16 protein-coding genes are annotated in these 15346 nt (G+C 49.4%); all 16 read right to left on the reverse strand.

What is annotated here, in order from left to right; translation table 11 throughout:
* Positions 1-8: 8 nt before the first annotated feature.
* The 16 genes from KWJ01_RS18825 to KWJ01_RS18900 all read right to left on the reverse strand — a co-directional run bounded on the left by KWJ01_RS18825 (position 9) and on the right by KWJ01_RS18900 (position 14743).
* A complete protein-coding gene (locus KWJ01_RS18825; protein ID WP_224998576.1) occupies positions 9-1601 on the reverse strand; it encodes a tetratricopeptide repeat protein in 1593 nt (530 codons plus the stop codon).
* An 18-nt stretch (positions 1602-1619) separates the two neighbouring features.
* Entirely contained in the window at positions 1620-2570 is a 951-nt protein-coding gene (locus tag KWJ01_RS18830; protein WP_224998577.1) for a PstS family phosphate ABC transporter substrate-binding protein, read from the reverse strand.
* A complete protein-coding gene (locus KWJ01_RS18835) occupies positions 2560-2799 on the reverse strand; it encodes a hypothetical protein (protein WP_224998578.1) in 240 nt (79 codons plus the stop codon). The genes KWJ01_RS18830 and KWJ01_RS18835 overlap by 11 nt, the downstream gene beginning before the upstream one ends.
* A 2-nt stretch (positions 2800-2801) precedes the next feature.
* Entirely contained in the window at positions 2802-3608 is an 807-nt protein-coding gene (locus KWJ01_RS18840; protein WP_224998579.1) for an energy transducer TonB, read from the reverse strand.
* Positions 3609-3618: 10 nt separating this feature from the next.
* The gene (locus KWJ01_RS18845; protein ID WP_224998580.1) at positions 3619-4125 is read right to left on the reverse strand and encodes a biopolymer transporter ExbD; all 507 of its coding nucleotides are present in this window, start codon (positions 4123-4125) and stop codon (positions 3619-3621) included.
* A 20-nt stretch (positions 4126-4145) separates the two neighbouring features.
* Positions 4146-4736, reverse strand: a complete 591-nt coding sequence (locus KWJ01_RS18850; RefSeq protein WP_224998581.1) for a biopolymer transporter ExbD — start codon at positions 4734-4736, stop codon at positions 4146-4148.
* 17 nt (positions 4737-4753) lie between these two features.
* Positions 4754-5578 (reverse strand): MotA/TolQ/ExbB proton channel family protein, encoded by an 825-nt coding sequence (locus KWJ01_RS18855; RefSeq protein ID WP_224998583.1) that lies wholly within the window; start codon positions 5576-5578, stop codon positions 4754-4756.
* Between the two features lie 139 nt (positions 5579-5717).
* Positions 5718-6107 (reverse strand): hypothetical protein, encoded by a 390-nt coding sequence (locus tag KWJ01_RS18860; RefSeq protein ID WP_224998584.1) that lies wholly within the window; start codon positions 6105-6107, stop codon positions 5718-5720.
* Complete coding sequence (locus tag KWJ01_RS18865) at positions 6104-6754, reverse strand: DedA family protein (RefSeq protein WP_224998586.1); 651 nt, start codon at positions 6752-6754, stop codon at positions 6104-6106. The genes KWJ01_RS18860 and KWJ01_RS18865 overlap by 4 nt, the downstream gene beginning before the upstream one ends.
* A 1-nt stretch (position 6755) precedes the next feature.
* Positions 6756-9764 carry a protein translocase subunit SecDF gene (gene secDF / locus KWJ01_RS18870; RefSeq protein WP_224998588.1) on the reverse strand — a complete coding sequence of 1003 codons (3009 nt, stop codon included), beginning with the start codon at positions 9762-9764 and terminating at the stop codon, positions 6756-6758.
* A gap of 269 nt (positions 9765-10033) precedes the next feature.
* Positions 10034-10381 (reverse strand): hypothetical protein, encoded by a 348-nt coding sequence (locus KWJ01_RS18875; protein WP_224998590.1) that lies wholly within the window; start codon positions 10379-10381, stop codon positions 10034-10036.
* 82 nt (positions 10382-10463) lie between these two features.
* Positions 10464-11138: a phosphate signaling complex protein PhoU gene (gene phoU, locus KWJ01_RS18880; RefSeq protein ID WP_224998591.1), complete on the reverse strand. Its 675-nt coding sequence runs from the start codon at positions 11136-11138 to the stop codon at positions 10464-10466.
* Positions 11139-11200: 62 nt separating this feature from the next.
* A complete protein-coding gene (gene pstB, locus KWJ01_RS18885) occupies positions 11201-11962 on the reverse strand; it encodes a phosphate ABC transporter ATP-binding protein PstB (protein ID WP_224998593.1) in 762 nt (253 codons plus the stop codon).
* 6 nt (positions 11963-11968) lie between these two features.
* A complete protein-coding gene (gene pstA, locus KWJ01_RS18890; protein ID WP_224998594.1) occupies positions 11969-12826 on the reverse strand; it encodes a phosphate ABC transporter permease PstA in 858 nt (285 codons plus the stop codon).
* Positions 12819-13694 (reverse strand): phosphate ABC transporter permease subunit PstC, encoded by an 876-nt coding sequence (gene pstC / locus KWJ01_RS18895; RefSeq protein ID WP_224998596.1) that lies wholly within the window; start codon positions 13692-13694, stop codon positions 12819-12821. The genes pstA and pstC overlap by 8 nt, the downstream gene beginning before the upstream one ends.
* A gap of 29 nt (positions 13695-13723) precedes the next feature.
* The gene (locus tag KWJ01_RS18900; protein ID WP_224998598.1) at positions 13724-14743 is read right to left on the reverse strand and encodes a PstS family phosphate ABC transporter substrate-binding protein; all 1020 of its coding nucleotides are present in this window, start codon (positions 14741-14743) and stop codon (positions 13724-13726) included.
* Between the last annotated feature and the right edge of the window lie 603 nt (positions 14744-15346).

Consider the following 15346-nt stretch of genomic DNA (forward strand, 5'->3'; position numbering starts at 1 on the left):
GAAGTGGACTACGGATTTAGCGCTTTTAGTGCGTTGGTTGCTTTGGCATCCTGCGGATCTATGGCTTTTACCCTTGCCCAATAGTCTTTGGATGTTGCAAGTTCTGATTTTACATAGTAATAGTAAGCCAGGTAGGAATAAGCCTCTTTTAGCTCATTTTTGTACTTTGCAGCATCGGCAACAGCTTTTTCAACTACCTTTTCATAGTAAGGCTTGGCCAATCCTTTTTCAGAATCAGGGTCGAGGTTCGATTGTGCACGGGCTTTCCAAAGCGATGCCGCCATCAGTTCGGGCTGTAGCTCCAGCAGTTTACCGAAGGTGGAGTCGGCCTGCTGGTACCTGGCATCAAAGTAGTAAGCTCTGCCAAGTGCAAAATAATCCTGTGCCAGCGGTTGCTTACGCAGGCTAAGCAGCTGCTCATAGGCCTCTGCCGAAAAATTATACTCCTTCTGTTTAAAGTGGAGATCACCCAGGGCCTGCAGGGCTTCTGCCTGTGCTGGCTCTTTTTGCAGCGCCAGCTTATACTGCTGAATGGCCTCTGCCGGTTTTCCCTGTTTAACCAGCAGGCGGGCAAACTTCTCATGGTCCATGGCATCCTGTTCTGCTGCAGCCACCAGCCCAAAGTATCTTGTAAATACCTCCTCCGACTGCTGCAGTTGCTCTGCCTCCAGCAGGCTGTAAGCCTGGTATTTTAAAATAATTGCATTGTTAGGCTCCTGCGCCAGTACTTCATTGAAAAGCTGGCTGGCTTTCGTCCATTCCTTTGCCAGGTACATAAAGTAGCCACCACGCATGCGGGCAGTATGCTTGTTTTCTGTGAGGGCCAGGTACTGTTCGTAGCTGGCAGCAGCCTCTTTTGCCTGCCGCAGCTGGAAATGGGCTTCACCCAGTTCCTTATGCGCTGGTGCATACGCCGGATCTGCTGCAACAGCCTGCTGCAGGTACTGCACAGCCAGTGGCAGGTTTTTAGCTTTGGCGTACAACCTGCCTATGTGGGTGAGAGCTTTTGCATTATTCTTATCCAGCGCCAGGGCTTTTTCATAATTACTTACAGCCGGGCCACCCTCTCCTTTTACCAGGTGGGCATCGCCTTTCAGAATATAGAGAACAGGCTGTTGCTCCAGCTTCAGGGCTTTATCGAGTAGGGCATGTATTTCCTCCAGCGCTGGCTTTTCCTGCCGAAGCTTGGCTTCTGCCAACCAGCGCAATACCTCTGCATCTTTGCTTTTGGAGAGCTGCAGGGCTTTTTCATAGACCGATGCTGCCTCTGCCCCTTTGCCGCTCTGCTGATACCAGTAACCTAAACCTGCCTGTGCCAGACCAGATTTTGGATCTGCCGCTACAGCTTTCTGGAAAAGCAAGCCGGCAGAATCAGGCTTAGAAAGCTCCATCAGCGCAATGCCCTGGTAAAAGTAAGCTGCTGGCTGCTCTGGTGCTTTGGCGGCAAGTGTTCTGAAAAGCTGCTGAGCTTTTCCTGCCTGCTCCCGGTCCAGCAGTGCCAGGCCCTCCTGGTAGGTTTGTGCCTGCACCATACGGCTGCTGCCTGCAACAAGCAGCAGAAGCAGCAGCAGAAAGTATGATCTTTTATAGTGAATATTCATAAAAAAGAATGCTTATGGTTATTGTGTGAGATATTCAGCTTCTTCTGTAAGCTGTACAATTCTAAGCGGCATGGTGGCCGGAACTAGTCCTGCCTTTAGCACAATACGCTGCCCGCGTTCACTGGCCACAAAAGAAGTAAAGCCACTACCCAGGCCTGCCCGGGCTTCGCGGCTCAGCACATACACAGATCGCTGCAGCGGGTAGAACTTTTGTGCCAGGTAGGCCTGGTAGGGTTGTACATAATCAGTAGCTGCAGCAGAATACAGTGCTGCAATCTTTACATCCCTGATAAACTGCTGGCTAAGGCTGTCGTCGGTATCGCTTACCCACGAAACCCCGATAATGCCGATGGCATTTGGGTTGGCCTGCACATGCGCCACTACCTCGGGGTTGCTGTTAACCGCAAAGCAGTTAGGGGGCAGTGCACTCACCCCTGCAAGCGAATCTTTCAGCACACGCACAGCACCAGAGCGTGCATTATCAAATACTACCTGTATGTCTCCCAGGGAAGAGGCTGCATTCAGCTCTTTCCATTGCTGCTGCTCTCCCCTAAGCACCCCCACCAGCTGTTCGGTGGTAAAGAGCGTGTCGGGGTTGGCCGCATTGAGGATAACAGCCAGGGCGTCGCCAGCCACTCTTGTTTCCGCCGGCCAGATTTTGCCAGCCTGCAGCTGCTCCTTTTCTCCGGCAGTAAGGGTGCGGGTTACCACCGCCAGCACGGCACTATCAGCCAGCATATACTCTACAGCTTGCTGTTCCGGCAGGTACACTGCCTCTATGTCGGCTTGGGTGTAAATGCCCTCAAAGGCAGCAATCTGGGCCTCTACGATTGGTCGCAGGGCTTCATCTGCCGCTATGATAAGCTTACCGGAAGTAGGCGTATCCAGCACAGCCTCCTGTTTCTGGGATGGCCCAGAGCAGGCCATCCCGAAAACAAGTGCAATAGCAATATACCTCTTATTGCTCATCGTTATTTTCTCCTTTCGTTAGCAGGTACTTCACAGCAAACCGCCAGGCCCTGAAAATCCCATACCCAATCAGCATGATGCCCAGCGGAACCTTTTGGGCTGCAGGCATTTGCTCCAGCTTTCCCATCGATAGCAACACAGCGGTACCCAGTACTATATAAGCCACTGCCATAATAGCCGTGAGGTACTTCATTACCAGCTGGTAGCGGGGATCTGCGATAAATTTCATGGCTACGAATTAGAGATCTGAAATTTAATGGGGAGGATTCTGCGCACCCGAACAGCCTGTCCGTTTTGCTTTCCCGGTTTCCAGCCTGGCATGGAGGAAATTACCCGAACCGCTTCTTCGTCGCAGCCCATGCCAATGCCCCGTACCACCACTACTTCTTTGATCTGGCCCGTTTCATCGATCATAAAGCTTACCATAACGGTACCCTGTATGCCTGTTCTAAGGGCCTGCCTGGGGTACTCGATGTTTTTAGCCAGCCATTGCATCAGGGCAGCATCGCCACCTTCAAACTCTGGCATTTGTTCTACAATCGTAAAAACTTCTGCAGGAGCGCCCTCTCCGGTATCGGTTACTTCAACCGGCGGTCCTTCAAATACCACATCGGCATCGCCTTCTATGGTTTCTGCGCCTGTTTCATTTGCCTTTATTTCCTCGATGGTGGGCATCACCTCCTCTTCAGGCACTTCCTGGTCTGTTACTTTGGGAGGCAGAAATTTAATGACTGCTTTCACCGGGGGCGGCACATTTAGCTTAGGTGGCGGCGGGGCCATTTTATCGATGGGTGGCGGCGGGGCAAGATCGGTATAGCGAATGGTTTTGGCTGCCTTGGGCGCCTCTACTTCCTCTGCCTTAAAGTACTCCAGGAGCCGGGGCACCGATAAGGCCAGCATAAATACCGACAGTGCAATAGCTGCAGACAAAAGCACATTCCTGTCGTAAATTTTCCGGAGCAGGTAAGCGCCGTAGTGCTTGTTACGCCCTTCAAAGACTACGTCGTTCCAGTTCTGATATGTTAACTCTGGTTTCATGAAGTACTGTTTAAAGGTTGCTGATAAGGGCTACATCCTCGGGCGTAATATCTACCAGGGCAAAGCGCGCCACATTGGAGATCTGCATTTCGTCCAGGATATCTACCAGGTTCTTGTACTTAGAGCCATCGGAGGGCTTTATGAGCACCACCATGTCTTTAATCTGCTGATTTTGCTCCAGCAGAATTTTGCGAACGCCTTCCTGCGAGAAATTGGTTACCTGTATCTGCGGGTCGGTGATCCCCACATACCAGTACACCTTATCCTCCTTGCCCAATACCAGGTTAAGCACCTTTTTCTCATTTACGAGCGGCTGGTTATCTTCCTTTTTTGGTTTCTCGGGCATGGTTAGCTCCATGGTTTGAGGCTTGTTGAAGGTGGTAGCCAGCATAAAGAAGGTAAGCAGCAGAAATGCCAGGTCTACCATGGGCGTCATGTCGATGCTTGTAGACGATTTTTTACTGCGTACTTTTTTGCCTTTATCCTTACCACCCCCTGATTCTTTTATTTCAGCCATTGTTGTTGCTTTTAATCAGTTTAGGACTCTTTTTCCAGGTTGGTGATCATGTTGAAACGGCTGATGTTGTTGTCCTTCAGCGTATTCAGCACCTGTTTCACCACAGGGTAGGCGGCTTCTCGATCGCCCTTAAGGGCAATGCGGAGTTTGGGGTTGCTCACCCGTGCCAGCACTACCCAATCGGCCAGCTCGTTACGCAGCGAGTCGCAGGGAATGCCAGGCTGCCGTATGGCCTTGCGTTCTTCGGCAGGCAGGCTTAGGAACTCCTTAAGGTTGCCTACCGGCACGCCCATGCTCGACATAAGCATGAAAGCCTGTTTCTCCTCTTCGGTAAACTGCAGGCCGTACTTCTCGCCTATTTTGCCCAGGAGTGCCTCCCGGGTGTACTTGCCGTCCATGTTAAAATAAATGGTGCCTTCTCTTGCAATGGATATGGTCAGGATATCGGTATCGGGCAACTTAATGTCCGATACCGATGAGGGCATATCTACCACCACAGGCTCTTCGGGAGCAAATTTGGTGGTAAGCATAAAGAAGGTTACCAGCAGAAAGGCAAGGTCCACCATGGGGGTCATGTCCAGGCTGGGCTTGGTTCTTTTTGGGCTCGACATTGGATACCTCCTCCTGCTTAAGCAGCTACTGTTTCGTTTTTCTGCGCAGCAAAGTTCTGTACAATGGTATAACCGGCTTCGTCGATGCCATGGGTAAGCTTATCGATGGTGCTGGTAAAGTAGTTGTACATGATAATGGCAATGGCCGAAGTACCAATACCCAGGGCTGTGTTGATCAGCGCTTCTGAAATACCGTTTGCCAGGGCTACTGCATCTGGTGCACCGGCAGTTGCCAGCGCAGCAAAAGCCTTGATCATACCCAGTACGGTACCCAGCAGACCCATCAGCGTAGCAATTGAGGCAATGGTGGCAATAATTACCAGGTTTTTCTCCAGCATCGGCATTTCCAGCTGAGTGGTTTCCTCAATATCCTTCTGAATGGCCAGGATCTTCTTATCTTCTTCCAGGCTGTGGTTGCGGCTCATTTCCCTGTATTTGAGCAGGCCTGCCTTTACCACGTTGGCTACAGAACCTTTCTGCTGGTCGCAGAGTGCAATTGCATTGGAAAGCTCGCCCCTGTTCACCAGGGTTTTAACGGTGCGGATAAAATTTTTAAGGCTACCCTTCCCTTTGGCACTGCTGATGGTAATAAAGCGCTCCAGCGAAAATGTAAGCGTCATGATGAGCAGGCCAAGCAGCATGGGCACAATCAGACCACCTTTGTACACAATGCCCAGCCAGTTACCAGGCAGCGGGTGGTTGTTCGGGTCTCCGCCCTGGAAGTTATCGGGGTTGCCCAGCACATACTGGAAGATCAGGTAAGAAGCTACCAGGATGGCAGGGATTACAATGGCAGCAAAACCAGATTTCAGGTTGTCTATAAGATTAGATTGAGTTTTCATATTGTTAAGATGTGAGTTTGTAGGGCGCGTTAGCCCCGTTATTGTTGTTAGTTCTTTTAATAAAGTGTGTAGAGTGCTGTAAAATCCTCCTGTGGAGGACATAAACATAGATTAGTAAAGCAGAGTGGGGATAGTTATGCTATATCAGCAGGCACCTGAAAAGAATATGCAGCTGTACGGGCGGGGCCACTGCTACAACAGCCGGCAGAGCGGGGCTACTGTTTAACCACCTGGATAACAGCAGAAGCCCATGCTGACCACCCATTGCTGCAGCAGGAATAAACTTAGGCCCTGACTGCTGAAAATAGGCTTCACCATAGGAGTAAGCTGGCAGTGCCGGGAGATTGGTATGTCCCTGGTGTGGAAAATCCACATGCTCGCAGCATATTTCCTGGGCAGCAGCAAAGGTCTCATGCTCCGCCTGGCTTCTGTTCAGCAACCCCACCTGCAGGCATAGCAGGATGCCCAGCACTGCAAAGAGTGTTGTAAGCGTTTCTACCGCTTCTGCATATATGGGTTTAGCTTTCAAGCTTCTACAGTTTCGGTTGTGAGCTTACTTCTCTTTTTTTCTTTCCTGAAGGTGCTGATAACGGGTATGGCCGAAACCACGATCATTGCTACAACCACCAGCTCCAGGTACTCCTTGATCTGCGGAAAGCTTTTGCCCAGCAGAAAGCCTGCCACTACAAAAGAGCATATCCAGACAAGTGCACCCAGTATGTTGTAGAGCATAAACTGCCTGAAGTTTACCCCCACCAGGCCTGCCAGAATAGGCACAAAAGTGCGGATGATAGGCAGAAAGCGTCCAATGATGAGGGTGAACTTTCCATGCCTGCCATAGTAGCTGCGCGTCATCTCCAGGTACTTCTTTTTGTAAAAAAGGCTTTCCGGCATGTTAAGCAGGAACTTACCCATTCTATTCCCAAAGAGGTAGCCACAGCTATACCCCAGTATGGCCGCAACATTCAGCAACAGCAGGAGCTCTCCCAGCCCTTGCGGCAGCACCCCTGTACCACACAAAAGGCCAGTGGTAAACAAAAGGGAGTCGCCTGGCAGAAAGAAGCCAAAGAAGAAGCCCGATTCCAGGAACACGATCAGCAGCAGGAGGTATACCCCACCGCTTAGCAGGATGGTTTCCGGATTAAGCCATTGCAGTATGTTTTCCAGCCACTCCATATCAGGCAGCAATTGCTTTTTTGGTTTTGGTGGTTTTCTGTGCTACCTCTGCTTCACCTGGCTTTTTGTTCTTTATAAAATCAAGCACAATGGGTGCAGCTATAAAGATTGATGAGTAGGTACCGAAGATAACACCAAGCAGCAGTGCAAAGGAGAAACCTCTTAGGGCATCGCCACCAAACATGAACAGCACCAGCACCACAATAAACACGGTTAAGGAGGTGATGATGGTACGGCTAAGCGTGCTGTTGATAGAGGCATTCAGTACCCTGGGCAGGTTCTCGTCTTTTTCATCTTTAAAGAACTCCCGGATGCGGTCGAACACCACCACGGTATCGTTAATGCTGTAGCCCACCACGGTGAGTACTGCTGCAATAAACACCTGGTCAATCTCCAGCTGTATGCCAAACCAGCGGGCAAGCGCAAAGCCGGAGAAAACAATCAGCACATCGTGCGTAAGGGCAATCAAAGCACCTGCACCATACTGCCACTTCTGAAAACGGATCAGGATGTACAGAAAGATTATACCCAGGGAGTACAGAATGGAGGTTCTGGCTGTACCCTGTATATCATCGGCCATGGTGGCCCCCACTTTTGAGGAGCTTAGCAGCGCTGGATTTTTATCGGAGAACTCCTCCAGGCCTTTTTTCAGCGCTGCTTCTACTTTCTCATCAGCAGTGCCTGTCTCGTCCTGTATCAGGTAGCTGGTGGTGATCTTCAGCTGGTGCTTGCCATTGAAGGTTTTAACTTCCAGCCCGGTTTGTTCAAAATCATCTGCCAGGGCCTCACGCACCTGTGCTGCAGGCAGCGGCTCGCTGAATTTTACTACATAAGAACGGCCTCCCCTGAAATCGACACCCAGGTTTAAGCCACCCTGCAGCAATATACTTACCAGGCCGGCGCCAATCACCAGGGCAGAAAACGCATAGGCCATTTTGCGCTTCCCGATAAAATCGATGTTGAGGTTACGGAAAAGTGACCTGGAGAAAGGTGTAGAAAATGAGAGCAGTAATTTGCTGTCTTTTCTTGCCATCCATTCTATCAGCAAACGGGTAATGAATACGGCTGTAAACAGGGAAGAAACAATCCCAATCATCAGCACTACCGCAAAACCTTTCACCGGTCCGGAGCCAAACATATAGAGGATGGCACCGGTAAGAAAGGTAGTGATGTTAGAGTCGAGGATAGAGCTATACGCTTTATCGTAACCAAGCTTTATGGCCTGTACCAGGCCCTTGCCCTTCAGCAGCTCTTCTTTGATGCGCTCAAAAATAAGCACGTTGGCATCTACACTCATACCAATGGTGAGCACAATACCGGCAATGCCCGGCAGCGTAAGCGCTGCACTGAACTGCGCCAGGATACCCAGGATAAAGAACACGTTTACAAACAGGGCCGCATTGGCTACAATACCCCCGGAGCCATAGTAAAAGATCATAAAGATAACCACCAGGCCCAGGCCGGCTGCCATGGAGAGCAAACCCTGCTGAATGGTTTCAAGACCCAGCGACGGACCCACCACGGCTTCTTCCACAATGGTGGTAGGGGCAGGCAGCTTACCTGCTTTTAAGATGTTGGCCAGGTCTTTAGCTTCATCAATGGTAAAGCTGCCGGAAATGCTGGAGTAACCATTTGGAATTTCTGACTGCACCACCGGTGCGGAGTACACAAAACCATCCAGCACAATGGCAACACGGCGGCCAATACTTTCTGATGTTAGCTTTTGCCACTGTCTTGCACCAAAGCCATCCATCTGCATCGAAACAGCAGGCTGTCCGTTCTCGCTGAAATCCTGGCGGGCATCTGTTACCACCTCGCCATTTAAGGCTGCTTTGCCGTTGCTTTCCTTTTTAAGGGCATAGAGCTCCAGGTACTGGGCTCCATCTTCAGCTGCAGTAGCTTTTACCTCCCATTTAAAGGCAAGGGCATGGGGCAGCAGTTCCTGTATTTCTTTAGTGGCCAGAAACTGGTTGATGGCTGCTGTATCTTCTAGGGCATATACCAGGCTATACTGCGACTTAAGCTTGCTGAAGAGCGGAGAAAGCTGGTCAGCAGGCGATGGAGCCAAACTGTCGGCAGCTGCAGCCACTTCTGTTGGGTTTGCTATGGCAGCTACTGAATCGGTGGCTGTACCAGCAGCGCTGATAGTATCTCCTGCTGATAAGAGGCTGGCCAGCTCATCTGCAGGTGTGGCAGCTGCTTTTGCTTCTGCTCCTGTGTTCAGGTTATTAACCCAGTATTCGTTGGCTGCCTGCAGCTCGGGGTATAATTCCGATACCTCGTATACTTTCCAGAATTCCAGCTTGGCCACTCCCTGCATAAGCTTGCGTACGCGCTCCGGGTTGTCTACACCGGGCAGCTCTACCTGAATACGGTCGGTACCGGGCAGGCGCTGCAGGTTAGGGTTGGCAACGCCAAACTTATCTACACGGGTACGCAGAATCTTAAAGGAACGATCCATGGCATCGTTTACCTCTGCTTCCAATATCTGCACTACGGCAGTATTGGTAGACTCCAGCGATATCTTATCTTTATTGGCAGGCGACAGGAAGAGCTCGGCCAGCTTTCTATCGGGAGCTATCTCCTGGAAAGCCTCATAAAAAAGCTGAACAAAGCTTTTGGAGCTGCCCCCCTGATTGGCCTTGGCCGCCTCCAGGGCCGCCAAAAATTGTGGGTCGGTGCTGTTGCCCGACATACCCGTCAGTATGTCTGCAGGAGCAACTTCCAGCACCATGTACATGCCACCCTGGAGGTCAAGGCCAAGATTTAATTCATATTCTTTTACCTCCTGGTAGGTAAATTCCATACCCAGGAAGTTGTACACCGGCTTTCTCCAGAGAGAATCCAGGTAGTGTTGCTGTTTGCGGTAGTCCAGGTTTCCATCCTGCTGCAGGGCATACCGTTCGGCAGACTTTTGGATGTTTCTGGAAACAAATGTAAAGGAGAGATAGAATATACAGAGCGCACTAACGAGCACCGTCAGCACGACAATAAACGACTTATTGCGCATGATGATTTTTCCACAACTGTTATAGGATAGAATATAGAGGGGTGTTAGCAGGGAGGACTATCGTTTCCCGGGTGATGGCAGGTGCCGGTACAGGTAATTAACCTATAAAACCGGATCTGCGCTTTACCCTTCCGCAGGAGATCTGTTACAGCCCGTATATCAATACCGCGACCTGTAAACAGCATGTATCAGCGTGGGCAGATTTCTCCAGCCTGATGGCAGACACTGTTGTCTGCATCACCATTTGCCAACAAAGAGTTGTGGAAGGCCTAGGGGGCCAGGGTGGAAACAAAAACGAAATTGATCTTTGGAATAAAGAGCTGCTCAAAGCTAGCCCTGTACTCCTGAATTTCTGGAGAAAGAACCGCCTGCATGAGCGCCCATACCTTAGGCAGGGCAAAAAAGAGAACAGGTACCACCAGGCGTGGTTCCGGAGCAGGGGTCAGGTCAGGAGCATCAGAATAAGAAACATTGGAAATCGTGGTTTCAGTCGGTGATGACTTTTTAGCAATCTCCTCTGCCTGCAGTGGATAAAACAAGGCTAACGACAATACCATTGCAGCCATCACCAGCATGAAGGCTTTTTGCAAGAGGCTTGGCGTTGTACGTTGTTTCATCTTATTGCAAATGTATAGAACATTTGTACTGTAATATACCTAATTGGCAAAATTAATTTTATGGCAGGCTGTTATCCTGCCACTATTCCTTTTTCTTTTTCTTCAGCTGGTGCTTCACCACTTTTGCATCGCGGTAAAAGATGATTTCCTCGGCAACATTGCTTACCTGGTCGCCCACGCGTTCAATTTTCTTGATGATGGAGAGCAGCGCCACCCCTTCCTTGATCTTATCGGGATTCTCTTTCAGGTAAGGGATTACAATGCTATCTGATTTGCGGTAAATCTTATTGAGAAACTTATCACGCTTGATCAGCTGCGTTGCCAGCTCAGTGTCGTTATCCAGAAACGCCCTGCGGCAATCGGCAAACATGCTGAGTGCTTCGTCATACATCTCAAGCACTTTGGTTGCCTGAAGCAGCTCCTGCTCCAGCGGGCTTTCAAACTCTCTAACGAAGTAAGCAATGCCTTCGGCTGTATCGCCAATACGCTCCAGGTTGGCATTTATTTTAAGAATGGCCAGCACCACCCGCAGGTCTACGGCAACCGGCGTAAACAGGGCAAAGAAGTTCTCGCACATACGATCAATCTTTACATCGTAGTCGTTTACCTTATCTCCCTGCTTGATAATTTTTTTCGCCAGCCGCTGATCTGCATTGATCATGGCTTCGCGCCCGCTTACCAGCTGAAACTCCACCACATCCCACATCTGCATGAGTTTCTTTTTCAGGCGTTCTATTTCTTCATCTATATGAGGCATGCTATTTCAAAAATGACATTAAAGTTCCGGATAATTATTACTCTGCAATAATAAACATTTAGTTAACCGAAACGGCCGGTAATATAGTTTTGTGTACGCTGATCTTTAGGATTGGTGAACAAGGATTTTGTTTTTGCAAACTCTATCAGTTCTCCTGAAAGGAAGAAGGCAGTATGATCGCTCACACGCCCGGCCTGTTGCATGTTGTGGGTAACGATCACAATGGTATAATCTTTTTTCAGCTCCCAGATCAGCTCTTCAATTTTAGCAGTGGAAATGGGGTCCAGGGCCGAGGCAGGCTCATCCATAAGCAGCACGCTGGGCCCGTTGGCCAGTGCCCTGGCAATGCACAAGCGCTGCTGCTGCCCGCCAGAAAGTGCCAGCGCAGATTTATGAAGCTTATCTTTTACTTCTTCCCAAAGGGCCGCCTGCTTTAAAGATCGTTCGGCAGCCTCCTCCAGCACCTTCTTTTTACTGATGCCCTGGATACGAAGACCGTATACCACGTTCTCGAAAATAGTTTTTGGGAAAGGGTTAGGCTTCTGAAAAACCATGCCTACTTCTTTACGAAGCTCGTCCACCCGCACACTTTTTTTGTAGATATCTTTTTGATCCAGCAGGATCTCACCGTCTATGCGGAAGCCATCGATATAGTCGTTCATGCGGTTAAACAACCTCAGAAAGGTAGATTTACCGCATCCGGAAGGTCCGATAAAGGCTGTTACAGCCTTTTCCTCGAGCCCCAGGCTAATATTTTTGATGGCATGAAAATCGCCATAGTAGGCATTCACCTCTATGGCGACCAACTTATAATTTTTGCTCATTAAGAATTACCACTTAACTTTTCTTTGCTGCCGGTACCGTAAATATACGGCTACGCCATTTAATAGGAACGTAATAAACAATAAGATAATAATTGCAGCAGCTGCATTGATCAGAAAATCTGCCTGAGGCCTTGATACCCAGTTAAAGATCTGTATTGGCAAAACAGTAAACTCTTCCATGGGACCTGTTGCCACAAAGGGCACATAGGCAAGGGCACCAATCACAATTAAGGGTGCCGCCTCTCCCACTGCCCTGGACAAGGCCAGGATAATGCCCGTCATGATACCACCAACAGAAGCAGGCAGCACCTGCCGCCAGATGGTTTGCCATTTAGAGGCTCCCAGGGCAAAAGATGCATCGCGGATGCTCCTGGGCACTGCCTTAATGGCCTCACGGGTAGTAACAATGATGATGGGCAGGATCAGCAGCGACAGCGTTAGTGCACCAGCCAGCAGGCTGGCCCCCAGCTGCATTTGCCTCACAAAGATCTCGAGGCCCAGCAGACCATAGATAATGGAGGGTACCCCTGCCAGGTTAGAAATGTTAATTTCCAGGATGTTTGATAAACGACCTTTGCGGGCATACTCTTCGAGGTAAACACCCGCAGCCACGCCTAAGGGAATGGCAATCACTGCTGTGAGCACCAGTATCCAGAGTGTACCGGTCCAGGCGGTAAGAATACCCGCACGCAAAGCCCTGCGTGAAGGCAGACTGGTGATAAACTCCCAGTTAATACGGCCCATTCCCTCTATCAGAATATCTACCAGGAATATCGCCAGCACCACCAGCCCAAAGAAGGTACAGCAAATGCCAAATACCTGGAAAGCCTTGTCCTTATATCGGTTGTATTCAGAATTAGTCATACTTTTCCTGAAATTTTTTCCTGATCCAGAAGCTGATGTTATTGAGCGTGAAGGTAAACACGAACAGCGTGATACCTGCTGCAAATATGGTTTTATACTCCAGCGACCCGTGTGGCACATCACCCAGGCTCACCTGCACAATGTAGGTAGTGATGGTTTCTATGGGCACCAGCGGGTTAAGTGTCAGGCGGGGCTGCTGGCCTGCTGCAATGGCCACAATCATGGTTTCGCCCACCGCACGTGAAATAGCCAGGATCACCGACACCACAATACCGGAAGAAGCCGCAGGCACCATTACCCCAAAGGCAGTCTGGTAACGGGTGGAACCCATGCCATAGGCAGCCTCACGCAAAGAGCGGGGCACTGCGCTGATGGCATCTTCGCTAAGGGAGGAGATCATCGGGATGATCATGATTCCCATTACAATTCCTGCTGAAAGTGCGTTAAAACCTGCCAGGCCGGGTATAAAGCTCTGCAGAAAAGGTGTTACCACCGTTAATGCAAAAAAGCCATATACTACTGTTGGTATGGTAGCCAGCAGCTCCAGCACAGGCTTTACAATCTGCCGCATTCTGCCGGGAGCATACTCATTCAGGTAAACGGCAACCGTTAAACCAATGGGCAGTGCTACTGCTATGGCAATAAAGGTAGTGAGCAGGGTGCCAGTTACCAGCGGTAGTATACCAAACTTCTTATCGGCAAACAGCGGGGTCCACTCCTTTTCGGTCAGGAACCTGAATATGGATACCTCACTAAAAAAGCTGATCGACTCTGACAGCAGCACCCAAATGATCCCTACTGTAATCAGTATGGTGATAACTGCCGATAAGAGCAACAGGCCTTCTATGATCTTTTCTGATTTCCTCAAGGGGCTATGTGCTAATGTGCTAGTTGAATTTACTGCTGATTTGCTCCGGCAGCCTGCTGGTTTACACCATTGGCAAACTCCTGGAACTTATCTTTCTGCTCCTGGTAGCGCTCTGCGGGCAGCTGAATGTAGCCAACTTCTTCGCTTAGTTCAGGGGCATTATCAAGGTAAAAATTCACAAACTCCACTACTTCGGGACGTGCTGCCGCCTTGGAGCTAACATAGATGAACAGTGGACGGGAAAGTGGAGCATAGCTTCCATCTTTTACTGTCTCCAGTGTAGGCAGTATGGCGCCCTGGCCGTTGCTGTCGTTCTGGTCATCTACCGGTACTGCTTTCAGCTTATTCTTGTTTTCCTCGTAGTAAGCATAACCGAAAAACCCAAGGGCGTAAGGGTCTGATGAAACACCCTGCACCAGCACATTATCATCTTCGCTGGCTGTATAGTCACCACGGCTGGAGTGGCTCTTGCCTACTACTGCTTCGGTAAAGTAATCGTAGGTACCGGATTCAACACCAGGACCATAAAGGTGGATCTCCTGGTCTGGCCATTCAGGGCGAATCTGGTTCCAGCGGGTAATGGTATTCTGTGCACCGGGTTCCCAGATCTTCTTTAATTCTGCCAGAGTAATATCATTCGCCCAATCATTCTCGGGGTGCACCACTACGGTAAGGCCGTCATAAGCTACCGGAAGCTCAACATAGGAGATGCCATTCTGCTCTGCCGCTGCCGCTTCATCTGCGTTGATGCTGCGGGAGGCATTTACAATATCTATTTCACCACGCGAAAACTTCTTCATGCCGCCACCAGAGCCAGATACACCCACCGTTACTTTTACATCCGGAGCTTCTCTGCGAAACTCTTCCGCTACGGCTTCTGTGATTGGATATACTGTAGAAGATCCATCGATCTGAATGCTACCGGTCAGGTTTTCATTGGCAGCAGCACCTTCGCTGCCACTTCCGCCACATGCACTTAATAGCAAAGCACCACTCAACAAAAAGCCTGCACCCTTAAGATTTTTAAGGTTAACACTGAAAGTACGCATAATAGCCAAATTGATTAAAGTCTTCATTGATTTCAGAGATATCAGGATATAAGTTCTAAAAAGCAGCCATGCATAATTAAACAGGCAGCATTTAAATACAAAATAGAATATTGATTGGATTGTTGTTTGAACAGCCTGGTACGGCCAGTGGTGGAGCGCATTAGAAGCAGGCAAACAGGAAACTTTACTCCATAGCTCTTCCAGGCCTGATAGATGTTTACACCAAGTTTACTACCAGATTTTATGAGCCTGTAAAGCCTAATGTTCTTACTCATGAGCCTAAAAGGCACTTTTGCTTCTTATTTTCACTGCAAAGAGAAAGAAAAGGCAACAATTATTTAATCTTTCCCTATTATGTATTTGTTAACTCATATTATGTAATTGTTAAGAAATCAGGCAAAGGTTGGTTTTTATACACCGGAACTCATGTTACAGGGCCTATAAACCCTCCCCTCATGCCCTTAAACAAGTAATTTCCAGAGCTGCATAACACAACAAAGCCACCATAGCTGGCTTAAAGCTATGGTGGCCTTATTTACTGGAGCGTGAACCTGTATCAGGTAAAGTAAAACAAGCTGCTCTGGAAGCTCCGCACCCCGCCTC

The organism is Cesiribacter sp. SM1 (assembly GCF_020178975.1).
Classification (GTDB): Bacteria; Bacteroidota; Bacteroidia; order Cytophagales; family Cyclobacteriaceae; genus Cesiribacter.

What these genes read in the sequence shown, in the direction of transcription:
- KWJ01_RS18835 (WP_224998578.1), bottom strand. Translation starts at nt 2,799, where the DNA reads ATGAAATTTATCGCAGATCCCCGCTACCAGCTGGTAATGAAGTACCTC.
- KWJ01_RS18830 (WP_224998577.1), bottom strand. Translation starts at nt 2,570, where the DNA reads ATGAGCAATAAGAGGTATATTGCTATTGCACTTGTTTTCGGGATGGCC.
- pstA (WP_224998594.1), bottom strand. Translation starts at nt 12,826, where the DNA reads ATGACTAATTCTGAATACAACCGATATAAGGACAAGGCTTTCCAGGTA.
- KWJ01_RS18825 (WP_224998576.1), bottom strand. Translation starts at nt 1,601, where the DNA reads ATGAATATTCACTATAAAAGATCATACTTTCTGCTGCTGCTTCTGCTG.
- KWJ01_RS18900 (WP_224998598.1), bottom strand. Translation starts at nt 14,743, where the DNA reads ATGCGTACTTTCAGTGTTAACCTTAAAAATCTTAAGGGTGCAGGCTTT.
- pstB (WP_224998593.1), bottom strand. Translation starts at nt 11,962, where the DNA reads ATGAGCAAAAATTATAAGTTGGTCGCCATAGAGGTGAATGCCTACTAT.
- KWJ01_RS18850 (WP_224998581.1), bottom strand. Translation starts at nt 4,736, where the DNA reads ATGTCGAGCCCAAAAAGAACCAAGCCCAGCCTGGACATGACCCCCATG.
- secDF (WP_224998588.1), bottom strand. Translation starts at nt 9,764, where the DNA reads ATGCGCAATAAGTCGTTTATTGTCGTGCTGACGGTGCTCGTTAGTGCG.
- phoU (WP_224998591.1), bottom strand. Translation starts at nt 11,138, where the DNA reads ATGCCTCATATAGATGAAGAAATAGAACGCCTGAAAAAGAAACTCATG.
- KWJ01_RS18840 (WP_224998579.1), bottom strand. Translation starts at nt 3,608, where the DNA reads ATGAAACCAGAGTTAACATATCAGAACTGGAACGACGTAGTCTTTGAA.
- KWJ01_RS18855 (WP_224998583.1), bottom strand. Translation starts at nt 5,578, where the DNA reads ATGAAAACTCAATCTAATCTTATAGACAACCTGAAATCTGGTTTTGCT.
- KWJ01_RS18845 (WP_224998580.1), bottom strand. Translation starts at nt 4,125, where the DNA reads ATGGCTGAAATAAAAGAATCAGGGGGTGGTAAGGATAAAGGCAAAAAA.
- KWJ01_RS18865 (WP_224998586.1), bottom strand. Translation starts at nt 6,754, where the DNA reads ATGGAGTGGCTGGAAAACATACTGCAATGGCTTAATCCGGAAACCATC.
- KWJ01_RS18875 (WP_224998590.1), bottom strand. Translation starts at nt 10,381, where the DNA reads ATGAAACAACGTACAACGCCAAGCCTCTTGCAAAAAGCCTTCATGCTG.